We start from the raw sequence: 23,254 nt of genomic DNA, 5'->3' as shown, positions 1-23,254 counted from the left end.
ATGACGCGCGGCCTTGCTTCCCCCCGCCGCCATCGGCTCAGACGGTCCTGGGCACGATCAGCGCGTCCAGCACCGCCGCGCCCTTTTCGCGGATCAGGATCGGGTTCATCTCGACCCCTTCGACCTGGTCCGCGTTCGCGACGGCGAAATCGGACAGCCTGAGGATCGCCTCCACCAGCGCCGCCCGGTCCCGTTCGGGCCGCCCGCGCCACGCGTCCAGCAGCTTGGCCCAGCCCGTGCCGCGCACCATCGACTCGGCGCGCGCGCGGCTGACGGGGACCGAAGCGAAACTGACGTCGCCCAGCATTTCCGCCATCACACCGCCCGCGCCGGCAAGGATCATCGGGCCGAAGACCGGATCCGAATGCAGGCCGAGGATGATCTCGGCCCCCTCGCCCGCCATCGGCGCGACGATGACACCCTCGATCCGTGCGTCCGGCGCATGTCGCGCCGCGCTCTCGGTGATCCGGGCGAACGCCTCCGCCACCTCGCCGGCCGATCCGAGGTTCAGCGCGATGCCGCCCACCTCGGTCTTGTGGGCGATGTCGGGCGACAGCACCTTCATGACCACCGGAAAGCCGATCCGCTCTGCCGCCCGCACGGCACTTTCGGCATCCGCGCATTCGGCCTCTTCCGGCACCGGCAGCCCGGCCCCGGCCAGCAGCCGCTTGGCCCGCGCCTCGGTCATCGGCAGGCTCAGGTCCACCCGTGCCGCATCGCCCGGCACCGGCGCGTCGCCCAATGCCGCCGCGCGCCGCGCGACCAGCGTCGCCGCTCCGCCGATGGCCTTCACCAGCCGCGACGGGTCCTCGAACACCAGCACGCCGATCTCCTCCAGCGCCTTCTGGACCTCGGGGTGCGGCGGCGTGACGACACCGATCACCTTGTCCGGATGCTGGCGCCGCAGCAGGCGCATGTTCTCCAGATGCGGCGCGAACGCCTCGGGCGACATGCCGGAGTTGGCCAGGTAGATCACGATGGCGTCGTATTCGCCGCTGGACAGCAGCGCGTCGTGGATCAGCGGCAGCGCGTCGGGCCGCACCGCCACCTGCGCCGTCAGATCCAGCGGGTTCGACCCTTCGGCGAAATCGAGGATCCCGCGCACCTCGGCGCGCAGCCCGTCGGACTGCGGCGGCAGCTCCATCCCCGACCCTTCCGAGGCGTCGGCCATCATGATCCCGATCCCGCCCGAGAACGAGACGATCACCGCGCGCGGCCCCTTGGGCTCGGGCCCGATGCCCATGACATAGGCCACGTCGACCATCTCTTCGATCGACCGCGCCCGATAGGCGCCGCCTTCGCGGATCACCGTGTCGAACACCTTGTCGTTGCCCGCCAGCGCGCCGGTGTGCGTCGCCGCCGCCGCCGCACCGATCTCGGAGGCGCCGACCTTCATGAAGATCACCGGCTTGCCCGCCTCTGCCGCCGTCTTCAGCGCCGCCCGCAGCTGGTCGCCGTCGGTCGAGCTTTCCACGGCGGCGCAGATCACCTTGGTCTCGGGATCATGGGCGAGGTGCGCGATGACTTCGGCGGTGTCGATATCCGCCTCGTTCCCCGTCGCGACGATCCGCGACAGGCCAAGCCCGCGCCGCGCCACCATGACGTAGGAACACGATCCGAACGCCCCGCTCTGCGTCACCACCGCCACATTACCGGCGGGCGGATGCATGCCCTGGAACGCGGTCGAAAAGGTCGCGCAGAACCGGTCATGCGGCGAGACGGAGCCGAGCGCGTTCGGCCCGGTGATCCGGATCCCCGTCTCGCGCACGATCTCCATCAGCCGCTCCTGCCGCGCACGGCCTTCCTCGTCCGCCTCGGCAAAGCCCGAGGTCAGCACCTGCACCACCTTCACGCCCTTCTCGGCGCAGGCCTTCAGCGCATCCTCGACGAATTTCGCCGGCACCAGCATCACCGCCTGATCGACGGGGCCGGGAATGTCGCGCACATCCGCATAGGCTTTCAGGCCCTGCACCTCGGGCTGCGCGGCGTTGACCGGATAGATCTCACCCTGGAACCCGTAGTCCTTGAGAAAGGCGATCGGCCGCCCGCCCAGTTTCAGCGGGCTGGTCGAGGCCCCGATGATCGCCACGCTGCGCGGCGAAAAGATCGCGCCAAGGGCGCTGCTGTCGGTCTGGTCCTTCATCTGGTCCCTCATGCGTTCATCATGTCCAGCCGCTCTTCGTGATGCAGTGCATCGCCGAAGTCGAAACCGGCCTGGATCAGTCGCTTGTTCAGCGGTGTGACCGCCAGTTCCTCGGTCATGCCCATGCCGCCATGCAGCTGGATCGCCGCCTCGGCCGACCGCCGCGCGGCGCGGCTGACGCCGATCTTGGCCAGCGCCGCGACCCTGAGTGCGCCCGCGTCGTCCTGCTCCTGCGCCTGCACCGCATGGACCACCAGCGCCGAGGCGTTCATCAGGTCGATCAGCATGTCGGCCGCCCGGTGCCGCAGCACCTGGAATTCGGACAGCGTCTGGCCGAACTGCCGCCGCTCGCCGAGATAAGCCAGCACGTGTTTCAGGACCGAGGCCATCAGCCCGATCGATTCCACGCAGGTCAGCATCGCCCCGAGCGCCTGCGCCCTGTCGCGCGCCAGCCGTGCGCCATCGCCGCTCAGCAGCACCGCCTCGGGCGGAACGGCCAGGTCCAGATCGAAACCAACGGTCGCACGGCCGTCGATCCCGACGCCCTGCACCGGCGTCAGTCCCTCCAGCGGCACGAGCACCAGCCGGTCCTCGGTGGCGACCAGCAGCTCGCGCGCGCCCGGCAACGGCGCGATGCCGCGCACCGGCCCGCGCAACCTGACGCCGCCACCTTCGGCTGAAACCTCCAGCCTGTGCGAGAGGGCCAGCACCGACAGGACCGGCGCGCCCCCTGACAGATGACCCTCCAGCGCCGCGTCGCGCCGGGCGCCCTGCCCCGCCGTCAGCAGCACCGGCGTCACGCCGCAATGCACCGGCAGGGCCATCGCCAGACCGCCGCGGCCCGCGCCCTCGATCGCCGCCGCCAGATCCGACAGCGTCGCGCCAACTCCGCCGTCCGCTTCGGGCACCAGCGTCATCGGCCAGCCCATCTCGGCCACCTGCGCCCAGTCCGGCGTGCCTGCCGCGATCCGCTGCGCCGCCTCGTTGATCTCGCCGCCGAAGGCCGGCGGATGCACCGCATCGACGCCGCCGGCGAACATCGCCTGCGCGATCAGGTTGCGCTGCACCTCGTTGGTGCCGCCCACGATCGTCCGTGACCGGTTGTAATAGTAGGTGCTGCTCCAGTGTGCCGCGGCCGGATCCGCCAGGTCGCCCGCATGATCCCGCGCCGCGATCTCCATCGCCAGCTCGCTCAGTTCCTGCGCAATCTCGGTCGACACGATCTTGAGCGCCGAGGGCATGATGCCCAGGTCGCCCCCCTGCATGACCGTGGCCACGGCGATCCGGCCCTGCTCTTTCAGTCCCCTCAGGCGCGTCTCGGCCGTCACCAGCCGCCGCCGCGCATCGGACCGGCGCAGCGCACCGCCCGTATCGCGATCCACGAGGTCACGCAGGTTCTGGAACATCTGGAACAGCGGCGCGGTGTTCGCCCCACCCAGCCGTTCATGGCTCAGCAGGTATTTCGCCAGCGCCCAGCCCTTGTCCTCCTCGCCGATGCGGTTTTCCACCGGCACCCGGACGTTATCGAGGAACACTTCGTTGACGTGGTGGATACCGTCGATCGTCTCGATCTTCTTGACGGTGACGCCGGGCGACCGGATGTCGATCAGCACGAAGGTGATACCGGCCTGTTTCTTGCCCTCGTTCGAGGTGCGGACCAGCGTGTACATCCAGTCCGCTTCCTGCGCGTGGCTGGTCCAGATCTTCTGACCGTTGACCACGTAGGCATCGCCATCCAGCACCGCCTTCGTGCGCAGCGAGGCGAGGTCGGACCCGCTGCCCGGTTCGGAAAAGCCCTGACACCACCAGTCGTCGCCACTCAGTATGCCCGGCAGGAACCGCTTCTTCTGCTCTTCGGTGCCATAGGCGATCAGCACCGGCCCGAGGTGGCGCAGGCCATGGTGATACTGGGGCGGGCATTCGCATTCCGCCAGCGTCGTGTCGAAGATGTAGCGCTGCCGCGCATCCCAGCCGGTGCCGCCCTCGGAGACCGGCCAGTTCGGCGCGCCCCAGCCGTGATCGCTCAGAATCCTCTGCCAGCGCGCCCAGACGTCACGGGTCAGCTTCTCCGAATTGCGGACCACCCGGCGGATGTCCTCCGGGCAGTTGGCCAGCGCAAAGGCCCGGACCTCCTGTTCGAATGCGGCATAGGCGTCTTCTGTCAGCGGCATGTGATTGTCCTTCATCAGTTGGTCTTGCAGCGGATTGCGGTCCGCCGATCGGTGTCGCGTTGAAATCCGGCCGGACCGCACCGGGGCGGCCGCCGGCGGGCGATACTCGTTTCGGGCTTCAATCTCCTGACCGGCAGGTTAGTGTCCGGGGCAGCACCGAAACCGCGAAGGATCGCCCCATGCCCCATCTCTTCACGCCCCTGACCATCGGCGGGATCGAGGTCCCGAACCGGATCCAGGTCTCGCCGATGTGCCAGTACAGCGCCGTCGACGGCCTGCCGCAGGACTGGCACCTCGTTCATCTGGGCGGCTGATGCTGTCCGGCGCCGGTCTGGTCGTGGTCGAGGCCACGGGGGTGGAGCCCGAAGGCCGCATCACCCACGGTTGCCTTGCCCTGTCGAATGACGCGCAGCAGGCAGCCTTTGCCGACCTGATCGCGAAGCTGCGACCGCTGTCCGAGGCACGCATCGGCATCCAGCTGGCCCATGCCGGGCGCCGTGCCTCGGCGCGGACGATCAAGGACCGCCACAAGGGCGAATCCCTGCCCCCCGAAGAAGGCGCTTGGCCGACACGCGGACCCTCGGCCCTGCCCTACAACGACCAGTGGGCGACCCCGGTCGAGATGTCCGAAGCCGATCTCGACACCGTGCGCACCGCCTTCGTCGACGCGGCCCGCCGGTCGGTCGAGGCCGGTTTCGACCTGATCGAGATCCACGCCGCGCACGGCTACCTGCTGCACCAGTTCCTGTCGCCGCTGACCAACCTGCGGACGGATCAATGGGGCGGCAGTTTCGAGAACCGGATGCGCTTTCCGCTCTCCATCGCCGAGGCGGTCCGCGCCGTCGTGCCCAGGACCCACGCCCTCGGCGCGCGCGTCACCAGCACCGACTGGCACCCGCAGGGGCTGACCATCGACGACGGTGCCGAGTTCGCACGGCGTCTCGGGGCGCTCGGGCTGGACTACGTCACCATGTCCGCCGGCAACCTCGTGCCCGACGCACAGATCCCGCCCGCCCGGCCGGGCCACCAGGTGCCCTTCGCCGAACGCGTCCGGGCCGACACCGGCCTGACCACGGTCGCCGTCGGAATGATCACCGACCCGCACCAGGCCGAAGCCATCCTTGCCGAAGGCCGTGCCGATATGGTCGCCCTCGGTCGCGGGTTTCTCGACGATCCCCGCTGGGGCCTGCATGCCGCCGCGGCGCTCGGTGTCGATGTCCCGTGGCCGCCGCAATACCTCAGGGCGCGCCCCAACAACTGGCTGGGCTACCGCCTTGTGCACCCCGACACGCCCGAAACCACGGACAGCCGACAGTCCGATCGCCCGGCAGGGGCGGACTGGAACCGTCCCGCGAACGGGCGCGCGGCACCCTAGCGCCCTGCGGCAAACTGGGTGCCCGGTGCCGCCCGAAGCGACGATGGCATCTGCACAGCGCCGGCCCCGGTTCCGGGCCGGCGCCACCGGCACGGCCGGACCGCCCCCGTGGACGGAATGGAAATCGCAATGACCACGACTCAAGACACGGCTCCTCCCTTCCGTCTCTTCAGGCAATATCAAGGCTGACCGATCGGTCAGTCACCGTATTGCTAACTTAACGGTCGTTCAGGATCAAGCCACTCGCGCCCGCGCTCGCGGCGCGCGCCGGTTGGGTATCGGAAGAAGGCAATCGGCGGCCAGTGCCGGAGTCACCGACAGCACCGGATCCACGGAAAGGGGAACGGTGCGCAGAGAATGATGAACAAGGCTGGGATGGTACCGCCTCCCTGGCTTGAACAGGGGACCTCTGGATCCACAATCCAGCGCTCTAACCAACTGAGCTAAGGCGGCACGTGGGGGGCGATGTAACGGGACACGCCCGCGATTGCAAGAGGCCAACGCATGCCCCGGAGGCCGGAAAAACCGGGCGGCGGACCCACCGGGATCCCGCCGCCCGTCTCCGGCACTCAGACGCTACCGGAGTTGCACGGTGTTCCGCGTCAGCATGATCTCCTGCCCCAGACAGAGCTTGGCGATCCCGAGCGCGTTGGTCGTGGTCGTCAGCGTCTCGGCAAGGTCCGCGGCCAGCGGGCCCACGATGTCCAGCGTGTCGCCGAGCAGACCGCCGGTGGTGTCCCAGACCTCCTGCAGATACCCCCCGAGCGGCGAGGCCGGATCGACCAGCGCCGGGATCGCGGCGGCGACACTGGCGTCGAGGAACAGGAACACCCGCGCCCCGTCGCCGGGCTGACAGTTCGCGCCCTGCCGGATCGAGATCACCGGCTCGGGCTCCAGCGGCAGCGGATTGCCCAGCAGCGCGGCGAGGTTCGACAGGATCAGGGACATGCGGACCTCGACATCCGTGTCGAACTCCACCGGGCAGTCCGAATAGAGCGCGACATTGTCCAGCACCAACGGCCCGCGCACCCGCAGCACCTCGTCCGGGTCGCAGGTCACGTGATAGCTCTCGCCCGCGCGCAGCCGATAGGTGTCGAACAGGGCGGCGGACAGGATGTTTGGCACCTGCCCCACAAGGTCCTTGAGGTCGCCCGCCAGATTGCGCGTCTCCCACACCGTCTGCTGCGTGCCCGTCAGCCCGCCCAGCCCCGCCAGATGCAGCAGCCCGTCCACCGGCTTCTTCCGGTCCAGCCCAACGGCCCGTGCGATCAGCCCGTCCACGAACTCAGCCGCCTGCGCGGTCAGCCATGTCTCGCCCAGACCATAGGTGACCGAGGCCGACGCCTTCAGGCAGATGCCCGCAAAGAGGTCGGTCTGCCCCAGGTCCAGCCGGGTCTTGAGCGACAAAAGCGGATCGGTGCAGGGCAGCATCTCCTTGCGCTTGATCCGCGCGATGGAACTGGCGGTCAGGTCGAAACTGTCGATCCCCACCATCCGCAGCAGCGCCGTCGGCTCGGGATTGCCGTTCGCGATCGTCCTTTTGAGCGTCACGCGCACGGCGTTCGGATCGTCATTGCCGGGGGTAAAGCCGTAGCCCCCGGTTTCGGCCATCCGGCCCAGTTCGAACCCCGCGTTGGTCCACGCGCCGGTGATATGGGTCGCCGTCAGCGCCGATGTCACCGTGTCGCGCGCGGCCCTGCGCGGGCTCGACCCCAGTTGCGGCTCGGCCAGCCGGATCGCGCCGCTGATCGCCGCGGTGTCCGCCGAGGCCTGCAGGATCGCCTGCACCCGCGCCCGGTTCGACAGGTCCAGCACCGTGCCGCCCGCCACCAGCAACAGCGCCAGCAGGTAGATCATCGTCAGGTTCGCATCCCCGCGCTCGCAGCGCAGGAACCGCCTCAGCCAGCCGGGGCGCCCTCGCGCAGCCGGTGCCGGTCTGTTTGGAATCTCCGCCATGATCACACCGGCTCTTTCAGCATGGTGACCCGCGTCACCCAGTCGCCGCCGATCATCCGCATCGCGGTGTTCGTGATTCCAAGCTTCGAATAGGGCGTCGACACGCTGACCGTGACGGTCCGCCGGTCGCTGGCGATATCGACCTCGAAATCCTTCTGGCTCCACGACAGGCCATGCTGGATCACATGGCGGGCCTCGCTCTCGGTCAGTTCGAACATCGACATGCCCCGCGCCGCGACACGTGTCTGCTGCCACATCGAGGCATTGACCGTGAAGGCATAGGCGAAATCGAGAATGGCGAAGAAAATGAAAGCGACCAGCGGGAACCAGAGCGCAAAGGCAATCGTGACCGCCCCCCGCTCGTCCGATCTGAATCGCCGCATACAGGCCGTCGGGCCACGGCTTTCGCCGCACCGAAAATGGCACATAACACACCTCACACAACAAACGGACTGCAACACACACGCGGTCCGGTACACAGGCCGAGTGTCGGGAAGGATTGTGGCAACAAATGGGTGAGGACCGGATTCCTTAGTCAGAATTGCATCAATTCAGACCAAACCGAAACAATCACCTAGAATGCTGCCCGCTGTTTCCAGATCAGAGCGTTTTCGTCCAGGTCATCTCGACCAGCGGCTGGCCATAGTTGGTGATCGGCCGCCCCGCACCCGCCGTCCAACCGAACCGTGCGTAGAGCGCGCAGGCCGCCCGGTGGCTTTCATGGGTCCACAGCTTCAGCGCCACGCAGCCCTGCCCCCGCGCGATATCCTCCGCCGCCGCCAGCAACCGCGGCCCGAGGCCCGTGCCCCGCATCTCCGGCTCGATCAGGAACAGCCGGACCTGCCCCGTCGTCTCGTCCAGCCGGGTCGACAGGATGCTGCCGACCCTCCGGTCGCCGCTGACGGCCACGAACCCCGCCTCGCGCGGATCGTTCCGGTCAAGGAACGCCTGCGCGACCTGCCGGACCACCAAGCCGAAGGTCTCGTCGAACCCGTTCTCCTCGGCATAGAGGCGGGCATGGGTGGCGACGATCCACTCCAGATCGTCGGGGCCGAAGGCGCGTATCACGGGCATATCCATGCCGCCATCTTCTCCCGTTGCGCTTGCATTTCAAGCGCCACGGGCGTACCCCCCTGCCGTTCCTGCGGAGAGACGGCACATGGGCATCGACACCGAACGCGACATCGAGGCGAATCTTCAGATCGGCCCGACCGACAAGGGCATGGTCCGGCTGTTCATCACCACCGACGGCGGGCTGGAGATCCCGATGGATTTCGAACCCGACGAGGCGCTGGAAATCGCCGAAGAGATCCGCGCCGCCGCCGAAACCGCCCGCTCGGGCGGGGGCCGCAAGAAGCGCCGCTGACCACTCGCAGATCGCGCCAGCCGACTGGCGGATCGCGCCACTACACTCGCGGATCGCGCCACATCTGCAGCCGCCGCGCCGCGCAGCGCGCGAATTCCCGCGTCATCGCCTTGCGCCGCGCCGCCGCCAGCGGCACCTCCGGCGCCTCCCGAACCAGCTCCGCGCCATAGCCATCCGCGATGATCAGCCCGGTGTCATCGGGCAGCAGGTCCAGCGGGAAATCCACATCGACGGCCCAGAAAAAACGGTCACACCACTGCAGATAGCCGTCCCACTTCATGTCCGACATGAAGTCGGCCCGCGACGACTTGCACTCCACCACCCAGATCTCGCCCTTGGGTCCGATCGCGATCACGTCCACCCGCTTGCCCCGCTCCGGCACGAACTCTTCCAGACAGGCGAAATTCATCGCCTCCGACAGGAATCGGCAGACCCCCCGTGCAAGGATCTGTCCCGGCTGCGGGGCGGGTGGCGTGGGGATGAGACTCGGCATGTCACTCATGCTGAAATGGTTGAACATTTCGTGAACATTTGCAACCCGCAGCACCGTGATTTGGAATTGTACGGGGCAACGCCCTATCTTCACTGAATTATCCGCTCGAAGGGGGGCACCGACTTGAGCCAGAAACGCGACCGCCGCGCCGAGGAAGCGCGCGAGCTCGAGGGGCACCTCGGCGTTCTCGACAGTTTCACCGGCACCGCGCTCGGCGTGCTGGCCGTGGCCTCGGGGATCTACACCTACCTCGGCGTGTCGTCCCTGCTCGACGGTGACGGCGCGATGACCAGCTTTGCCGCCATCGCCTATTCCACCGCCGTCTCGGTCGGCATCTTCGTCTTCTGGTCCTACATGATGCGCCTGCTGCCCGCGATGCGCAGCGCGCGGTCCCGGCTCGGGCTGTTCGGCGCCATGGGGCTCGGCTCGCTGGCCATCATCGCCATGTCGTCCTGGCTGAACGCGGCTGCGCTCGCGGGCGCGGCGGCGGTCGAACAGCACATGGCCGAAACCGTGCAGGACTACCAGGGCGCGCTGGAACGCAGCCATGAAATAGCCCTGTCCGCACAGGCACTTGAGCGCGATGTTTCACGCACCCGCCAGTCCTTCGAGGACCTGTCGGAGCAGGAGGCGCAGGGCTCGCTCTCCGGCCTCGCCGGACGTGGCGCGGTGTTCCGGGTGCTGCGCCAGAAGGCCGCCGAGCTGTCGGCGCTGGAGACGCAGATCGCCGCCCAGTCAGAGCAGGTGGAAACCGCCTTCGACACCGGCAACGCGCTCCTGTCCCGCATGCGCGCCCTGACGGTGGAGCCGGGCGAGGTCGAGGCGCGGTCGGTCGAATTCTCCGAGCTCGCCGTCCGCCTTGCGGGGCTCATCGCGGAACTGCGTCAGCTCTCCGTCGCCCCCCTCGTCCAGCGCGCAGCCCGCGACCTGTCGGCATCGGTCGTGCTGCCGGAACTCGACGGCTCCACCGCAGGCGGCCGCGAGGCTCAGGGCGCGACGATCACATCCGTCCTTCAGGTCCTCGCGCAACGGGCCGAGACGCTGGAGAACGCGGCGGGCGAGGTCATCGCGATGCCGCCGCCGCCCGAAACAACATATACCCCCGTTTCCGCCGCCGATGCCGTCATCATGTATGCCGGCAACTTCATCCCCTCCTGGGCCGGGGCCATCGCCATCGACCTGCTGCCCGCCGTGCTGGTCCTGATCCTCGCCATCACGCAGGGCGCGATCCGCGCCTCGCGCGAAGGGGTGCCGATCGAGGACCGGATGACCGTGGCCGAGCTGCGCGCCGCCCTCGCCGCCGCGCGCGAGGTGGACATGAGCTACGACGCCCCTGTCCCGCAGGGCCCGCCGGCCCCCGCCAAAACCGAGGCCGAGGGCGAGGACAGGCCGCGCGTGCAGGAAGTCCCGCCGGTCTGGAAAGCCTGACCCGATGACCGAAACCGCCAGCTCCAGCCGCCACGGCCCGCCGGTCCGCCGCGCCCTGATCGCCATCCTGCTGTTCCAGCTGGGCATCGCTGTGCTGCTTGTCATGGGCGACGTGGGCCGTGACTTCGCCCTGCCGTCGCGCGGGCCCGCCGCGCCGGGCTTCGACCGGCCCACGCAGCCCGGCGACCAGACCCGGCGCTTCGATCCCTCCGACCTGCCCGCGATCCGGCCTGCCGCCCCCGGCAGCCCGGACACCGCGCCTTCGGTCCCGATGCCCGACCGCCTGACGTTCGAGCTGGAGGGCAGCGACATCACCCTCACCGGCCGGATCGCCGAGGGCGATGCGGACCGCATCGCCAAGCAGGTCCGCGACCACCTTGCCGCCGCCCCGTCCTCGGCCGGGCGGCCGCGCATCATCCTCAACTCACCCGGCGGGTCGGTCGGGGACGCGCTGACGCTGGGTCGTGCGATCCGGGACACCGGCCTCGCCACGGCGCTCCGGCCCACGGACATCTGCCTGTCGGCCTGCCCCTACATCTTCGCGGGCGGCACCGAACGGATAGCGGAGGACGGTGCGCGGATCGGGGTCCACCAGCATTACTTTGGCGAGAACACCCTCCTGCCCGCCTTCACCGCCGTGTCGGACATCCAGCGTGGTCAGGGCGCGGTGATGCACTATCTGTCGGACATGGGCGTGGATCCGATGCTCATGTCGCACGGCCTCGTCACCCCGCCCGACGAGATCTATCTCCTGACGCCGGAGGAGATGTCCCGTTACGATCTCACCACCGGCGACGCGCCGAGCTGATGACCGACCGCAAATCAATCGTCGCCCGCTTCTTCGCCGCCATCACCTCGGGCGACCGCGCCATGGTCGAGGCGATGGTGGCCGAGGACTTCACCTTTACCAGCCCGCGCGACAATGCGCTGGACCGGGCGGCGTGGTTCCGGGACTGCTACGCCCACACCGGCGCGATCGAGCAGGTCGACCTGCTGTTGCTCGCCGAGGACGCCGACAGGGTGTTCGTCACCTACGAAGCGGTGGCGAACGGCGCCCGGTTCCGCAACACCGAGGTCTTCACGGTCGCGGGCGAAATGATCCACGCGGTCGAGGTCTATTTCGGCTGGACGCTGCCGCATCCCGCGCCGTCCGGAGGGTCGGTTCCGCCGGCCTGACAGCCGCGTGATCCGTTCCCTCTTGCCGCCGAACCCGCGCGGGCCTAGATGGGGATCAGGCGGGTTCTGCCCTTCCCGTAAACGGTTACATTCCGGTGGCCTTAAGCAAATCCGAGGGAGCTGGCTCTGTCCGGGCCCTGGTCCGGTTACCTGGCGCCCACCTGTAGATACAGGTCCTCGGGAATGCACAACCAAACGTTTGTGGTGGTTCCCGCCGCCTCGCCTTCCATCAGCTTCGAGAGCTTTCCAGTCAGGCGCAACGCCCGGCCCCCAAGGGGCCGGTGCGCGTTCAGTTGAAGCTGTTGTCGCGGGGGAAGCCGCGGGGCGCCATCCGGCCCGAGGCCGCGCGCTTGCCGATCCATTCCGACAGGTCAGTCTCGGTCCGCGTCCGGCCCGCCGGATCGTGCCAGGACAGGCCGTCCGACATGGCGAAGGTGGTCAGGTCCGACAACCCGCCGTCCTTGAACTTCTGCAGACGGACGCCCTTGCCGCGCATCATCTCGGGCAGCTCTTCCAGCGGGAAGACCAGCACCTTGCGGTTCTGCCCGACACAGGCGACGTGATCGCCCGCGACCGGCTTGGCACAGAGCGCGGTGACGCCGTCCTTGACGTTCAGCACCTGCTTGCCCGACCGGGTCTGGGCCAGCACCTCGTCCTCGGGCACGAGGAAGCCGTCGCCCGCCGTCGAGGCCACGATCAGCTTGCGACCCGGCTGGTGGACGAAGATCGTGATGATGTCCGCCTCGTTCGGCAGATCGACCATCAGGCGCAGCGGTTCGCCCATGCCCCGCCCGCCGGGCAGGTTGGACGCGGGGATCGTGTAGAACCGGCCGTTGGTGGCGAAGAGCACGATCTTGTCGGTGGTCTGGGCGTGGATGACGAAGCGGCCCTCGTCACCGTCCTTGAACTTGAGCTCCGAGCTCAGGTCGATGTGGCCCTTCATCGCGCGGATCCAGCCCATTTTCGAGCAGACGACCGACACCGGCTCGCGCTCGATCATCGCCTCGAGCGGGACCTCTTCGACCTCGCCCGCCTCTGCGAACTGGGTGCGGCGCGGGCCGCCCTCGAAATCCTTGCCGAAGGTCTTCTTGACCTCTTTCAGCTGCTCGCCGATCCGGGCCCATTGCAGGTCCTCGCTGTCGAGCAGATCCTCCAGCCCGGCACGTTCCTCCATCAGCGCGTCGCGTTCACGGACCAGCGCGTCCTCTTCCAGACGGCGCAAGCTGCGCAGCCGCATGTTGAGGATCGCCTCGGCCTGCACGTCCGACAGGCCGTTTTCGCGTCCCGCGTAGCTGTGCGGCACGGTGCGGGTGCCGTCATCGCTTTCGGCCAGCACGCCCGTCGCCACGGCATCTGCGTCGGCGATCAGGACCAGCGCGTCCATGTCCACCCCGGCCAGCGGCGAGCGGTAGTCGCGTTCGTCGGTGGCGCGCGGGATGGATGACTGGTGCGTCCGCGACCAGTCCTCGTACATCAGCGCGGCCTTGGGATCGTCGTCGTAGCGGATGATGTCGATCACCCGGTCGAGGTTCAGGAAAGCGGTGATCAGGCCCGCCAGCACCTCGAGCCGGTTGTCGATCCGGGCCATCCGGTGCCGCGACCGACGGACCAGCACCTCGCGCCGGAAATCGAGGAAGGCGCGCAGCACCTCCTTGAGCGAGCAGACCTTGGGCGTCACGCCGTCGATCAGCACGTTCATGTTCAGCGAGAACCGGACCTCGAGGTCCGAGTTCCGGAACAGCATCCCCATAAGCAGCTCGGGGTCGACCGTCTTGGCGCGGGGTTCCAGCACCATGCGGATGTCGTCCGCGCTCTCGTCGCGGATGTCGGCGAGGATCGGGATCTTCTTGGTCTGGATCAGGTCCGCGATCCGCTCGATCAGCTTGGACTTCTGGACCTGGTAGGGGATTTCGGTGACGACGATCTGCCAGGTGCCGCGCCCGAGGTCCTCGACCTCCCACTTCGCGCGCAGGCGGATCGAGCCGCGGCCGGTGCGATAGGCCTCGGCGATGACCTCGCGCGGTTCGACGATGGTGCCGCCGGTCGGGAAATCCGGGCCGGGGATGTAATTCAGCAGGGTGTCGTCGCGAGCGTCGGGCACCTTAATCAGATGCAGGCAGGCCTCGCAAAGCTCGGCGATGTTGTGCGGCGGGATGTTCGTCGCCATGCCGACCGCGATCCCCGACGATCCGTTCGCCAGCAGGTTCGGATAGGTCGCGGGCAGCACCACCGGTTCGCGCAGCGTGCCGTCGTAGTTGTCGCGGAAATCAACGGCGTTCTCGTCGAGGCCCTGCATCATCGTTTCGGCGATCGCCGTCAGCCGCGCCTCGGTGTAGCGCGAGGCGGCCGGGTTGTCGCCGTCGATGTTGCCGAAGTTCCCCTGCCCGTCCACCAGCGGATAACGGACGTTGAAGTCCTGCGCGAGGCGGGCCATCGCGTCATAGATCGCCTGGTCGCCGTGCGGGTGATAGTTGCCCATCACGTCGCCCGAGATCTTGGACGACTTGCGGAACCGGCTGTTCGCACTCAGCCGAAGTTCGCGCATGGCATAGAGAATCCGGCGGTGCACCGGCTTCAGCCCGTCGCGGGCATCCGGCAGCGCGCGATGCATGATCGTCGACAGCGCATAGGTCAGATAGCGCTCGCCGATCGCGCGGCGCAGCGGTTCGGACAAAGCTGCGGGGCCGATATTGGGGTCGTCGGTCGTGTCGGACATAGATGATGTGATACATCGCCGGGTCGTTCCCGTAAAGCGGACAATCGGTATCGGTAGTTTTACCGACTGCAGCCCGTCACCGAATCGAGATAAGTTTGGAACAGATTTAAGTTCAATGCGTTATCCGTTTGCTGCTGACGGAGGGGTCTATGACGCGCCTAGTTTTTGTGTCGCTTATCTTTATGGGATGGGCATTTTACGAGTTGAGCGGGGGCGCAGACTTTGTCCCTGCCTCACAACGTGGGGCCGCGGTCGCGGCTGTCACGCAAACATCAACCGACGAGCCCGAGGTCGCCGCCCGCGGCGAGGCGGACCCGTCGCGTGCCGAACTCAAGGTGGCATCGATTGCCACCAAGTCGGACGCACCGCCGCAGGCCGATCTGCTGCCCGCGGTCGCCAAGGTGACGGACCGGATCGAGGTCAAGGACGAGAACATCGGCGAGGGCACGCTGCGTGTCCTTGCGCTCGAGACGCCTGATGTCGAAGAGGTCCGGGCCGAGACTGTCGCGATGATGAGCGCACCCGTGGTTTCTGCCACCGCGGACCTGCGCGTCGTGACCGGGACCCGCGTCAACATGCGGAACGGTCCGGGCACGCGGTACAGCGTGGTGTCGCGCCTCGATCAGGGCGACGAGGTCGAAGTGCTGCAGGATCCGGGCGACGGCTGGGTCAAGCTGCGCGTGTCCGACACCGGCCGGATCGGCTGGATGGCTGACTTCCTTCTCGCCTCCGCCAACTGACGGCGACGGGAAGAAGCGAAAGCGCCGCTCCCTCGGGCGGCGCTTTTGTTTTGGGCGAATGCGGTCCGGGACATACCGGAAATCGGCCAGCCCCCTGACATTCCCCGTTTCGTGCCATAGCTTCCCGGCAACTGGGCAAGAGGCAGGCATGACCGGGCAAACCATTCTCATTACAGGGTGTTCTAGCGGAATCGGACTGGATGCGGCGCGTGTTCTCAGGGACCGCGGATGGCGCGTCTTCGCATCTTGCCGCAAGGCCGCCGACTGTGAACGCCTGCAGGCCGAAGGGTTCGAAAGCCCGCGCATCGACTACGAGGACGCGGCAAGCATCGCCTCCGGGCTGGACGAAGTGCTGGCGGCGACCGACGGAACGCTGGACGTGCTCTTCAACAACGGGGCGCACGGGCTGGCGGCGGCGGTCGAGGATATTCCGACCGACGGGATGCGGGCGATCTTCGAGTCGAACTTCTTTGGCTGGCACGACCTCACGCGCCGGGTCATCCCGGTGATGCGCGCGCAGGGCGGCGGGCGGATCGTGCAGTGTTCCTCCTCGCTCGGGATCGGCGCGATGCGCTGGCGCGGGGCCTATGTCGCGACCAAGTTCGCGCTGGAGGGGCTGACCGACACCCTGCGGCTGGAGTTGAGGGGCGAACCGATCCACGTCATCCTGATCGAGCCGGGGCCGATCACCACCGATTTCCGCATCAAGGGTCGGCAGTATTTCGAACGCTGGATCGACTGGAAGGCGTCGGCCCGGCCCGAAATCTATCGCGACAAGCTGATCCCGCGGCTCTATTCCGAGGTCCCGTCCCGCGACACCTTCGAGTTGCCCGTCGGCGCCGTGACTGCTAAGCTGATCCGCGCGCTCGACGCCCCCCGCCCCCGCGCGCGCTACTACGTGACCACCGTCACCTACATCCTCGCATGGTCGAAACGGCTGCTGCCGGTCCGCATGGTCGACTGGCTGACGGCCAAGGTCTGAGCCCTGCGCGCAAATATCCGGTTCGCTTTCCCGCGCAGGTCCACTAGATCAGGGGCACATGGTTCAAGGAGGCCCCAATGGCCGATGATCCCCTTTTCTGGCTGGTCGCCGTCGCCGTGCTCGGCGTACTTGGCATCCTGATGTTCGGCATCGGGGGCTTTGCCCGTGGCGTGGATGGCAAGAAATCCAACAAGGTGATGCAGCTCAGGATCGCGGCGCAGTTCGTCGCCGTGCTGCTGATCCTGCTCTTTGTCTGGATGCGAAGCGGAGGCTGACATGGTTGTGCTGAACAAGATTTACACCCGCACCGGCGACAAGGGCGAAACCGCGCTCGGCGACGGATCGCGGGTGCCGAAGCCCTCGCTCAGGGTCGAGACCTACGGCACGGTGGACGAGACCAACGCGACCGTCGGCCTTGCCCGGCTGCATGCCGAGGGCGAGATGGACGCGCGGCTGGCGGCGATCCAGAACGATCTCTTCGATCTCGGCGCGGACCTGTGCCGTCCGGCGATGGAGAAGGACGGCGAAGCCCCCTACACGCCGCTGCGCATGGTGGCCTCGCAGGTGGACCGGCTGGAGGCCGAGATCGACGCGATGAACGCCAACCTCGCCCCCCTGCGCAGCTTCGTCCTGCCGGGCGGGTCGGCGGTGGCCACCTATCTGCACCTGTGCCGCACCGTGTCGCGCCGTGCCGAACGGCTGGCCGTCGCGCTGATGGCCGACGAGGGCTGCAACCCCGAGGCGGTGCGCTACCTCAACCGGTTGTCCGACTGGTTCTTCGTCGCCTCACGCGCGGCGAATGACGGCGGCGCGGGGGACGTGCTGTGGGTTCCGGGACAGAACCGCTAGGGCCGCCCGCGCGGGATGCGCTGTATTTCAACAGCGCGACAGGGCTGGAACATGCGGGCGACTCCGAAGCGGAGGCCGAGGCGCACTGGCTGATCGAGTCGATCGCCGGGATGCTGGGCGCGGACGGGCCGGACTGGGTCATCGAAGACGGTGACCGCAAGATCGGCAAGCTCTCCCTATCGCTGATCCGCAAGCAGTCGCAGCAGGGGGCGGCCCTGTCGCTGAAGGTCGGACGACGCGGCTGGACGGTCACGATGTCGGTGGCCGCGCGTCACTGGGTCGAGATCGCGGTGTCGACCGGCGCGGCGGAGTTCGTGGCCTATGCCGAACGGCAGTATGAAGAGATCGAGCTCTGGCCGGCGGGCCATCGCGGCGAGGCATGGAGCATTTCGCCCGGACGAATGGGCAAGCGCTACACCTGGATCAGCCTGACCGCCGAGGGCTGGCCCGAGATCGCAGGGGTCGCGCCGAGCGGGGTGCTGAACCTCTACGAGTCGGGCACGGTCGAGATCAGCGGATAACGCGCCAGCTCCTCGTGCAGCGGCCCTTCGGGCGTGCGGGTGGAGTGATAGAGCACGAAGCTGTCCACCGTGAACGACGGGCTGCGGAAGGCGGCATGCGCGCGCAGGAACTGCACCAGCGCATCCGCCTCGCCCGGCTGCGGGCGCTTGCGGAACCGCGCCAGCGTGACATGCGGTCGAAAGCGTTCGCGCGGCAGCTCGATCCCGGCCATCCGCACCCGCGCCCGGATCGCACGGTGCAGGTCCGTCACTGGCCCCGGATCGGCGACCCCGGCCCAGAGCACCGCGGGCCAGTCGCTTCCGAAGGTGCCGAGCCCCGACAACGTCAGGTCGAACGCGGGCGCGATCAGCGTTTCCAGTTCGCTATGCAGGTCCTCGGCCACCGTCTCGTCCGTCTCGCCGAGGAAGGCGAGTGTCAGGTGGAATGTTTCGGGGTCCATCAGCCGCCCGGCGCGCAGATGGTCCTGCACGTCCTCCAGCGCGTCGCGCACCGGGTCGGGCGGGTCGATGGCGATGAACAGGCGCATCGCCCTAGTGGCCGCGCCCGAACAGGTGCCATGCGGTGCGCAGCACGATCAGCAGGGTCAGCGAGGGCAGGACGACCATCCGCAGGATGAAGATACCGGTCAGCGACAGCGAGGCGTCGAGCAGTTCGTCGGCGCTGTTCCAGAAGACGCTGGCGGCCGAGCGGTAGGCCTCGAAACTCTCGCGCCAGCCGCGTTCGTCGCCACCCGGCGTGTCGACGCCGATCAGCGCGTTCGCCTCGTTCCCGATCCGGTCGAGCGTCGCATGGGCGGTGGCCCACGCCTCGCGCGTCAGGAACTCGCCGCCCCACAGGCCGAGGATGAAGGCGAAGGGCAGCGCGATCGCCAGCGCGAAGCCAAGTCCCCCGCAGGAGCCGAGCGCGCGGCGCAGACCTCCGTGCGTCATGGCCCAGCCCCCCGGCGCGGCCTCGCATCCGCCGCGCCCCAGGAACGCCAGCGCCAGCAGAAAGAACCCGGCGGCCACGGCGGGGGCCATCGACATCGACAGCACGCCGGTCAGCACGGCGATGGCGAAGATCAGGCCCGAGACGCGTTCGACCGTGTCATCCACGGGCTCCAGCCACTTGAATGGCTGGACGGACCCGGTGACGACGACCGAGCCGCCGATCTCGACCTCCTGCGCAAAGGACAGGGCGGCGTTGATCGCGCGGAGCGAGATGTAGGTCGCGCCCGAGGCGATGGCGACGTCGCGCTGGAAGCGCTCCGCCTCGCCCACCATCGGGTTCAGGCGGGGCGAAAGGGCGAGCGCGATGCACAGCACCGCCGCGAGGAGCGAAAAGAATGCCGCCCCCGCGCGCCTCACAGCGAGCCCGGCACCACCAGATCGGGCGGACGGTGCCCGTCGGCATGGGTCTTGATGTTGATGATGACCTTTTCGCCCATCTCGATCCGGCCCTCGCGGGTGGCCGAGCCCATATGCGGCAGCAGCACGACATTGGGCAGGCTGCGCAGTTCGTCCGTCACCTGGCCGAACTCGTAGACGTCCAGCCCCGCGCCCGCGATCTCCTTGTCGCGCAGCATCCGGGTCAGGGCGTTCTGGTCGATCACCTCGCCGCGCGAGGTGTTCACGATCACCGCGTCGGGTTTCATCAGTTTCAGCCTGCGGGCGTTGAGCAGGTGGAAGGTCGAGGGCGTATGCGGGCAGTTGACCGACAGCACGTCGACGCGCGCGACCATCTGGTCGAGGCTTTCCCAGTACCGCGCCTTGTATTCCTCTTCGACCTCGGGGCGAAGCTGGCGGCGGTTGTGGTAGTGCACCTGCATCCCGAAGGCATTCGCCCGTTGCGCCACCGCGCGGCCGATCCGGCCCATCCCGAGGATGCCCAGACGACGCCCGGCGATGCGCCCGCCGTTCAGCAGGCCCGGCGACCAGCCGTCCCAGTCCTCGGACTGCATCTGCGCCAGCCCCTCCGGGATCCGGCGAGTCACGGCGAGAATCAGCGCCATGGCCATGTCGGCCGTATCCTCGGTCACCACGCCCGGCGTGTTGGACACGAGGATGCCGCGCTGGCGACATGTCGCCACGTCGATGTGGTCAACCCCCGCGCCGTAATTCGCGATTAGCTTGAGCTGCGGCCCGGCCTGCGAAACCAACGCATTATCGACCTTGTCCCGCAGGTTCGTGACCAGCACATCGGCCGTTTTGACCGCTTCGGCCAGCTCTTCGCGGGTCATCGGACGCTCGACCTCGCCGAACCTCACGTCGAACAGTTCCCGCATCCGCGCCTCGACCGGCTCTGGCAGGCGTCGCGTTACGACAACACTCAGACGTTCAGATGACATTCGGCCCCTCCCGAAACTTTATTGCCCGACGGCTCGATGGCAAAGTGCATCAATGAGGCGACCGGCACAAGAACCGGCACCAAAGAACAATAAGTATCGGGCAAGACACCATGTTGAAGCGGGCGTTCGTCACGAGCGTGATCCTGTGCGCGGCAGTCATTACTGGCGTCCATGCGGCATTTGCCGAGGACGAGGCGCTGAATATTGAGGCGGTGCAGACCGTCGCGGCCCTGTCCGTGGGGCCGGAAACCCACCTCCCCCTGCCGCGCTACGTCTCGATGCGCGCGCAGGAAGGCAACGTGCGCCGCGGGCCCAGCCTGACCCACCGGATCGACTGGGTCTTCACCCACCAGAACATGCCGCTGCAGATCGTGGCCGAACACGGCCACTGGCGCCGGGTGCGCGATCAGGACGGCATGGGGGGCTGGGTGCATTATTCGCTGCTGAGCGGGAATCGCACCGTTCTGGTCAGCGCGGAAGAAATCGAACTCCGGATGCGTCCCGACGCCAAGGCCGGCCTGACCGCCAAGCTGGAACAGGGCGTCATCGCCCGGCTCGGGGACTGCAGCGAGGAATGGTGCCACCTGCGCGTCGCGGGCGTCAGCGGATGGACCCACAAGGACGGGCTGTGGGGAGTGGCACCGGACGAAGTGCGGCGCTGACCGGCGCCGCCGGGTCTTGCGGGACCGGACGCCGGCGTTAGGATACGAGGGTCATATTCCAAGAGCCCATTGATCCCGTGCGTTTTCTGATCCTGCCGCTGCTGCTGCTTTCCCTCACCCTGCCCCTCGCCCCGCTGCCCCTGTTCGCGCAGGACAGCAACCAGCCCTCGGGCACGATCGAGGTCGAGGACAACCGCGAAACCGATGCCGCCATCGCCAACCGCATCCGCGCCATCCTGCGCGAGATCGGCGGCTACGAGGACGTGACCGTCACCGTCGCCGCCGGGATCGTCACCCTGCGCGGGACGGTGCTGGACGCGGCCAAGGCGGCGGAACTGAACGTCATCGTCGCCCGCGTCGAGGGAGTCGTCGCGATCCGCAACGAGGTGCAGGAGACGACAGACGTCGTCCGCCGCCTCGATCCGGCGATCGAGCGCTTTATCGCGCGGTTCTGGCAGACCGTCGCCTATCTGCCGCTCTTCGCCGTGGCGCTGGTGGCCTTCATGGCGGTGGTCACGGTCGGCGTCCTGCTGGCGCGGCTGAAAAAGCCCTGGGACCGGATCGCGCCGAACGCCTTCATCGCCGACATCTACCGCCAGGTGGTCCGCCTGGCCTTCGTGGTGGCGGGCATCGTGGTCAGCCTCGACATCCTCAACGCCACCGCCCTTCTCGGCACCATCCTGGGTGCGGCGGGGATCATCGGTCTGGCCATCGGTTTCGCGGTCAAGGACACGGTCGAGAACTTCATCGCCTCGATCATGTTGTCGATCCGCCAGCCCTTCCGCCCCAATGACGCCGTGGAGATCAACGGAGACGAGGGCAAGGTCATCCGCCTGACATCTCGCGCGACGATCCTTTTGTCGTGGGACGGCAACCACATCCGCATCCCGAACGCGACCGTGTTCAAAAGCCGGATCGTCAACTTCTCGCTCAATGCCGAACGGCGGTTCAAGTTCTCGCTAGGGATCGCGCCGGATGCGGACATGGCCCTTGCCGTGCAGGTGGCGCAGGACACGCTGAACGCCCTGCCCTTCACGCTCAAGAGCCCCGCCCCGAACGTGTGGATCGACGGGGTCGGCGACAGCACCGTGACGCTGACGCTGATCGGCTGGATCAACCAGAACGACACCTCGCTGCTTGGCGCGCGGGGCGAGGCGATCCGCATCTGCATGGCCGCGCTGACCCAGGCCGGGATCGAGATGCCCGAGCCGACCTACCGCCTGATCGGCGCCGGCGGAGCCACCGCCGCGCAGACCGAACGCACCGCCCCCGCTCCGGCACCTGCCCCTACGCCGGACGACGCGCTGGATGTGCAGGCCCATGCCGAGCACGAACTGGAGGCCATCGTAGAGGAGGAACGCCGGGTGAAAGGCGACGAAGACCTCCTGAACCGGGCAGCCCCCACGGAATGAACCGGCCGCGCCCCGCCCCGGCGCGACTGGATGGATTTTTTCCGGATTGAGGGCTTGCAGAGGATTCAGGTGCAGCGTAAATACCCGCCGACGTTGGGGTGTAGCCAAGTGGTAAGGCAGCGGTTTTTGGTACCGTGTACCGTAGGTTCGAATCCTACCACCCCAGCCATCTCCCCTTACTTCACGTAAATCAACAGCATGACCGACGCCACGCGGCAGCGGGTTCTGTAATTTTACGTGCGATGCACTTGGGGCGGCGTCGTCGGATCAGACCTCGATTCCGATAGCATTCTGCCTCCGGCGACGTGAACAGAAGCCTTCGAGCCTGCGAACGACCCCAAAAGCTACCCGGTTGCTTCACATTCTCTTATTCGACCCGCGGTGTCGCGCGGCAGGACGTGGTCGAATACTTCGAGCTTCTCTCTCACCCGAAGCGCAAACACTTGAACAACGGCATGCTGTCTCCCCACCCAAGCGCGCAACGTCCCGGTAACTCGTCCAACCCACCTCTGAATTGGCCTGTCCTGCCTTGTATCCCGCAAATGAATCAATTATTCATGAAATATGGATAAGACAAAGACCCTCTCCGCGCTGGCGGCGCTAGGCCAGGAAACCCGACTGGACGTCTTCCGCCTGCTGGTCAGGGCCGGTGCGGACGGGATGGCGGCGGGGGATCTTTCCACCGCGCTCGGCGTCCGGCAGAACACGATGTCGGCCAACCTGTCGGTCCTTCTGAACGCCGGTCTCGTCACCAACCGCCGGCAGGGCCGGTCGATCCGGTATTTCGCCGACATGGACCGCATGAAGGGACTGCTGGCCTTCCTGCTGGAGGACTGCTGCGGCGGACGGCCCGAGCTGTGTCAGCCTGTCCTGGACGAACTTGCCTGCGCCTGCTGAAGAGCTGCACCCAACCCGATCCACCAATCAAAGAGCCCTG

General features: G+C 67.6%; 24 protein-coding genes and 2 tRNA genes. 15 read left to right on the top strand and 11 right to left on the bottom strand.

Annotated features, from left to right (window positions below; all coding sequences use genetic code 11):
- Positions 1-37 precede the first annotated feature (37 nt).
- Together ATO6_RS12605 and ATO6_RS12600 are read right to left on the bottom strand one after the other, a co-directional pair.
- Entirely contained in the window at positions 38-2,143 is a 2,106-nt protein-coding gene (locus tag ATO6_RS12605) for an acetate--CoA ligase family protein (protein ID WP_088624541.1), read from the bottom strand.
- Positions 2,144-2,151: 8 nt separating this feature from the next.
- Entirely contained in the window at positions 2,152-4,314 is a 2,163-nt protein-coding gene (locus tag ATO6_RS12600; protein WP_141101992.1) for an acyl-CoA dehydrogenase family protein, read from the bottom strand.
- Between the two features lie 179 nt (positions 4,315-4,493).
- Here ATO6_RS12600 and ATO6_RS25440 point away from each other — a divergent pair, with 179 nt between their 5' ends.
- Together ATO6_RS25440 and ATO6_RS12595 are read left to right on the top strand one after the other, a co-directional pair.
- Positions 4,494-4,628, top strand: a complete 135-nt coding sequence (locus ATO6_RS25440; RefSeq protein ID WP_254919137.1) for a hypothetical protein — start codon at positions 4,494-4,496, stop codon at positions 4,626-4,628.
- Entirely contained in the window at positions 4,628-5,689 is a 1,062-nt protein-coding gene (locus tag ATO6_RS12595; protein WP_254919136.1) for an oxidoreductase, read from the top strand. The genes ATO6_RS25440 and ATO6_RS12595 overlap by 1 nt, the downstream gene beginning before the upstream one ends.
- 376 nt (positions 5,690-6,065) lie before the next feature.
- On the opposite strand, the gene ATO6_RS12590 is transcribed toward ATO6_RS12595, so the two are convergent.
- The 4 genes from ATO6_RS12590 to ATO6_RS12575 form a co-directional block, all read right to left on the bottom strand.
- Positions 6,066-6,142, bottom strand: a tRNA-His gene (locus tag ATO6_RS12590).
- Between the two features lie 123 nt (positions 6,143-6,265).
- On the bottom strand, positions 6,266-7,645 hold the full coding sequence (locus ATO6_RS12585) for a TadG family pilus assembly protein (protein WP_088624364.1): 1,380 nt from the start codon (positions 7,643-7,645) through the stop codon (positions 6,266-6,268).
- A gap of 2 nt (positions 7,646-7,647) precedes the next feature.
- Complete coding sequence (locus tag ATO6_RS12580) at positions 7,648-8,028, bottom strand: TadE/TadG family type IV pilus assembly protein (RefSeq protein ID WP_088624363.1); 381 nt, start codon at positions 8,026-8,028, stop codon at positions 7,648-7,650.
- A gap of 217 nt (positions 8,029-8,245) precedes the next feature.
- Positions 8,246-8,725 carry a GNAT family N-acetyltransferase gene (locus tag ATO6_RS12575; RefSeq protein ID WP_088624362.1) on the bottom strand — a complete coding sequence of 160 codons (480 nt, stop codon included), beginning with the start codon at positions 8,723-8,725 and terminating at the stop codon, positions 8,246-8,248.
- A 79-nt stretch (positions 8,726-8,804) separates the two neighbouring features.
- Between ATO6_RS12575 and ATO6_RS12570 the strand changes: the two genes are divergently transcribed.
- The gene (locus ATO6_RS12570; RefSeq protein WP_088624361.1) at positions 8,805-9,011 is read left to right on the top strand and encodes a DUF6324 family protein; all 207 of its coding nucleotides are present in this window, start codon (positions 8,805-8,807) and stop codon (positions 9,009-9,011) included.
- 40 nt (positions 9,012-9,051) lie between these two features.
- Here the strand turns inward: ATO6_RS12570 and ATO6_RS12565 are convergent, their stop codons facing one another.
- On the bottom strand, positions 9,052-9,504 hold the full coding sequence (locus ATO6_RS12565; RefSeq protein WP_088624540.1) for an MmcB family DNA repair protein: 453 nt from the start codon (positions 9,502-9,504) through the stop codon (positions 9,052-9,054).
- A 123-nt stretch (positions 9,505-9,627) separates the two neighbouring features.
- On the opposite strand from ATO6_RS12565, the gene ATO6_RS12560 reads away from it, so the two are divergent.
- From ATO6_RS12560 to ATO6_RS12550, 3 genes are read left to right on the top strand one after another with little or no spacing between them, the layout of a single operon-like run.
- On the top strand, positions 9,628-10,932 hold the full coding sequence (locus tag ATO6_RS12560; RefSeq protein ID WP_088624360.1) for a hypothetical protein: 1,305 nt from the start codon (positions 9,628-9,630) through the stop codon (positions 10,930-10,932).
- A gap of 4 nt (positions 10,933-10,936) precedes the next feature.
- Positions 10,937-11,740, top strand: a complete 804-nt coding sequence (locus tag ATO6_RS12555) for a hypothetical protein (protein ID WP_088624359.1) — start codon at positions 10,937-10,939, stop codon at positions 11,738-11,740.
- Positions 11,740-12,108, top strand: coding sequence for a nuclear transport factor 2 family protein (locus ATO6_RS12550; protein WP_088624358.1), 369 nt, complete (start codon positions 11,740-11,742; stop codon positions 12,106-12,108). Before ATO6_RS12555 ends, ATO6_RS12550 begins: the two co-directional genes overlap by 1 nt.
- A 289-nt stretch (positions 12,109-12,397) precedes the next feature.
- Here the strand turns inward: ATO6_RS12550 and ATO6_RS12545 are convergent, their stop codons facing one another.
- A complete protein-coding gene (locus tag ATO6_RS12545) occupies positions 12,398-14,824 on the bottom strand; it encodes a DNA topoisomerase IV subunit A (protein ID WP_088624357.1) in 2,427 nt (808 codons plus the stop codon).
- A gap of 335 nt (positions 14,825-15,159) precedes the next feature.
- Here ATO6_RS12545 and ATO6_RS12540 point away from each other — a divergent pair, with 335 nt between their 5' ends.
- The 5 genes from ATO6_RS12540 to ATO6_RS12520 all read left to right on the top strand — a co-directional run bounded on the left by ATO6_RS12540 (position 15,160) and on the right by ATO6_RS12520 (position 17,916).
- Positions 15,160-15,564: an SH3 domain-containing protein gene (locus ATO6_RS12540; protein ID WP_176440916.1), complete on the top strand. Its 405-nt coding sequence runs from the start codon at positions 15,160-15,162 to the stop codon at positions 15,562-15,564.
- A gap of 148 nt (positions 15,565-15,712) precedes the next feature.
- Complete coding sequence (locus tag ATO6_RS12535; RefSeq protein ID WP_088624355.1) at positions 15,713-16,546, top strand: SDR family NAD(P)-dependent oxidoreductase; 834 nt, start codon at positions 15,713-15,715, stop codon at positions 16,544-16,546.
- 77 nt (positions 16,547-16,623) lie between these two features.
- Entirely contained in the window at positions 16,624-16,821 is a 198-nt protein-coding gene (locus ATO6_RS12530) for a twin transmembrane helix small protein (RefSeq protein WP_088624354.1), read from the top strand.
- 1 nt (position 16,822) lies between these two features.
- Positions 16,823-17,395: a cob(I)yrinic acid a,c-diamide adenosyltransferase gene (locus tag ATO6_RS12525; protein ID WP_088624353.1), complete on the top strand. Its 573-nt coding sequence runs from the start codon at positions 16,823-16,825 to the stop codon at positions 17,393-17,395.
- Entirely contained in the window at positions 17,371-17,916 is a 546-nt protein-coding gene (locus tag ATO6_RS12520) for a hypothetical protein (RefSeq protein ID WP_088624352.1), read from the top strand. Before ATO6_RS12525 ends, ATO6_RS12520 begins: the two co-directional genes overlap by 25 nt.
- Here the strand turns inward: ATO6_RS12520 and thpR are convergent.
- From thpR to ATO6_RS12505, 3 genes are read right to left on the bottom strand one after another with little or no spacing between them, the layout of a single operon-like run.
- A complete protein-coding gene (gene thpR / locus ATO6_RS12515; RefSeq protein WP_088624351.1) occupies positions 17,883-18,443 on the bottom strand; it encodes an RNA 2',3'-cyclic phosphodiesterase in 561 nt (186 codons plus the stop codon). The genes ATO6_RS12520 and thpR overlap by 34 nt on opposite strands.
- 4 nt (positions 18,444-18,447) lie before the next feature.
- Positions 18,448-19,263, bottom strand: coding sequence for a hypothetical protein (locus ATO6_RS12510; RefSeq protein ID WP_088624350.1), 816 nt, complete (start codon positions 19,261-19,263; stop codon positions 18,448-18,450).
- On the bottom strand, positions 19,260-20,243 hold the full coding sequence (locus ATO6_RS12505) for a D-glycerate dehydrogenase (RefSeq protein ID WP_088624349.1): 984 nt from the start codon (positions 20,241-20,243) through the stop codon (positions 19,260-19,262). The genes ATO6_RS12510 and ATO6_RS12505 overlap by 4 nt, the downstream gene beginning before the upstream one ends.
- Positions 20,244-20,353: 110 nt before the next feature.
- Here ATO6_RS12505 and ATO6_RS12500 point away from each other — a divergent pair, with 110 nt between their 5' ends.
- The 4 genes from ATO6_RS12500 to ATO6_RS12485 all read left to right on the top strand — a co-directional run bounded on the left by ATO6_RS12500 (position 20,354) and on the right by ATO6_RS12485 (position 23,214).
- Entirely contained in the window at positions 20,354-20,905 is a 552-nt protein-coding gene (locus ATO6_RS12500) for an SH3 domain-containing protein (RefSeq protein ID WP_088624348.1), read from the top strand.
- An 86-nt stretch (positions 20,906-20,991) separates the two neighbouring features.
- Positions 20,992-22,317, top strand: a complete 1,326-nt coding sequence (locus ATO6_RS12495; protein WP_088624539.1) for a mechanosensitive ion channel family protein — start codon at positions 20,992-20,994, stop codon at positions 22,315-22,317.
- Between the two features lie 94 nt (positions 22,318-22,411).
- A tRNA-Gln gene (locus ATO6_RS12490) sits at positions 22,412-22,486 on the top strand.
- A gap of 395 nt (positions 22,487-22,881) precedes the next feature.
- Positions 22,882-23,214: a helix-turn-helix transcriptional regulator gene (locus ATO6_RS12485; RefSeq protein ID WP_088624347.1), complete on the top strand. Its 333-nt coding sequence runs from the start codon at positions 22,882-22,884 to the stop codon at positions 23,212-23,214.
- Positions 23,215-23,254: the final 40 nt, after the last annotated feature.

Origin of the sequence: Oceanicola sp. 22II-s10i (genome assembly GCF_002210105.1) — a bacterium.
Classification (GTDB): domain Bacteria; phylum Pseudomonadota; class Alphaproteobacteria; order Rhodobacterales; family Rhodobacteraceae; genus Pseudooceanicola.
This window is presented reverse-complemented; position numbering and strand designations above follow the sequence as displayed.

Bases quoted from the DNA above. Each gene is read 5' to 3' on its own strand.
- ATO6_RS12605 (WP_088624541.1), bottom strand. From the start codon at position 2,143: ATGAAGGACCAGACCGACAGCAGCGCCCTTGGCGCGATCTTTTCGCCG.
- ATO6_RS12600 (WP_141101992.1), bottom strand. From the start codon at position 4,314: ATGCCGCTGACAGAAGACGCCTATGCCGCATTCGAACAGGAGGTCCGG.
- ATO6_RS25440 (WP_254919137.1), top strand. From the start codon at position 4,494: ATGCCCCATCTCTTCACGCCCCTGACCATCGGCGGGATCGAGGTCCCG.
- ATO6_RS12595 (WP_254919136.1), top strand. From the start codon at position 4,628: ATGCTGTCCGGCGCCGGTCTGGTCGTGGTCGAGGCCACGGGGGTGGAG.
- ATO6_RS12585 (WP_088624364.1), bottom strand. From the start codon at position 7,645: ATGGCGGAGATTCCAAACAGACCGGCACCGGCTGCGCGAGGGCGCCCC.
- ATO6_RS12580 (WP_088624363.1), bottom strand. From the start codon at position 8,028: ATGCGGCGATTCAGATCGGACGAGCGGGGGGCGGTCACGATTGCCTTT.
- ATO6_RS12575 (WP_088624362.1), bottom strand. From the start codon at position 8,725: ATGGATATGCCCGTGATACGCGCCTTCGGCCCCGACGATCTGGAGTGG.
- ATO6_RS12570 (WP_088624361.1), top strand. From the start codon at position 8,805: ATGGGCATCGACACCGAACGCGACATCGAGGCGAATCTTCAGATCGGC.
- ATO6_RS12565 (WP_088624540.1), bottom strand. From the start codon at position 9,504: ATGCCGAGTCTCATCCCCACGCCACCCGCCCCGCAGCCGGGACAGATC.
- ATO6_RS12555 (WP_088624359.1), top strand. From the start codon at position 10,937: ATGACCGAAACCGCCAGCTCCAGCCGCCACGGCCCGCCGGTCCGCCGC.
- ATO6_RS12550 (WP_088624358.1), top strand. From the start codon at position 11,740: ATGACCGACCGCAAATCAATCGTCGCCCGCTTCTTCGCCGCCATCACC.
- ATO6_RS12545 (WP_088624357.1), bottom strand. From the start codon at position 14,824: ATGTCCGACACGACCGACGACCCCAATATCGGCCCCGCAGCTTTGTCC.
- ATO6_RS12535 (WP_088624355.1), top strand. From the start codon at position 15,713: ATGACCGGGCAAACCATTCTCATTACAGGGTGTTCTAGCGGAATCGGA.
- ATO6_RS12530 (WP_088624354.1), top strand. From the start codon at position 16,624: ATGGCCGATGATCCCCTTTTCTGGCTGGTCGCCGTCGCCGTGCTCGGC.
- ATO6_RS12525 (WP_088624353.1), top strand. From the start codon at position 16,823: ATGGTTGTGCTGAACAAGATTTACACCCGCACCGGCGACAAGGGCGAA.
- thpR (WP_088624351.1), bottom strand. From the start codon at position 18,443: ATGCGCCTGTTCATCGCCATCGACCCGCCCGACCCGGTGCGCGACGCG.
- ATO6_RS12505 (WP_088624349.1), bottom strand. From the start codon at position 20,243: ATGTCATCTGAACGTCTGAGTGTTGTCGTAACGCGACGCCTGCCAGAG.
- ATO6_RS12500 (WP_088624348.1), top strand. From the start codon at position 20,354: ATGTTGAAGCGGGCGTTCGTCACGAGCGTGATCCTGTGCGCGGCAGTC.
- ATO6_RS12485 (WP_088624347.1), top strand. From the start codon at position 22,882: ATGGATAAGACAAAGACCCTCTCCGCGCTGGCGGCGCTAGGCCAGGAA.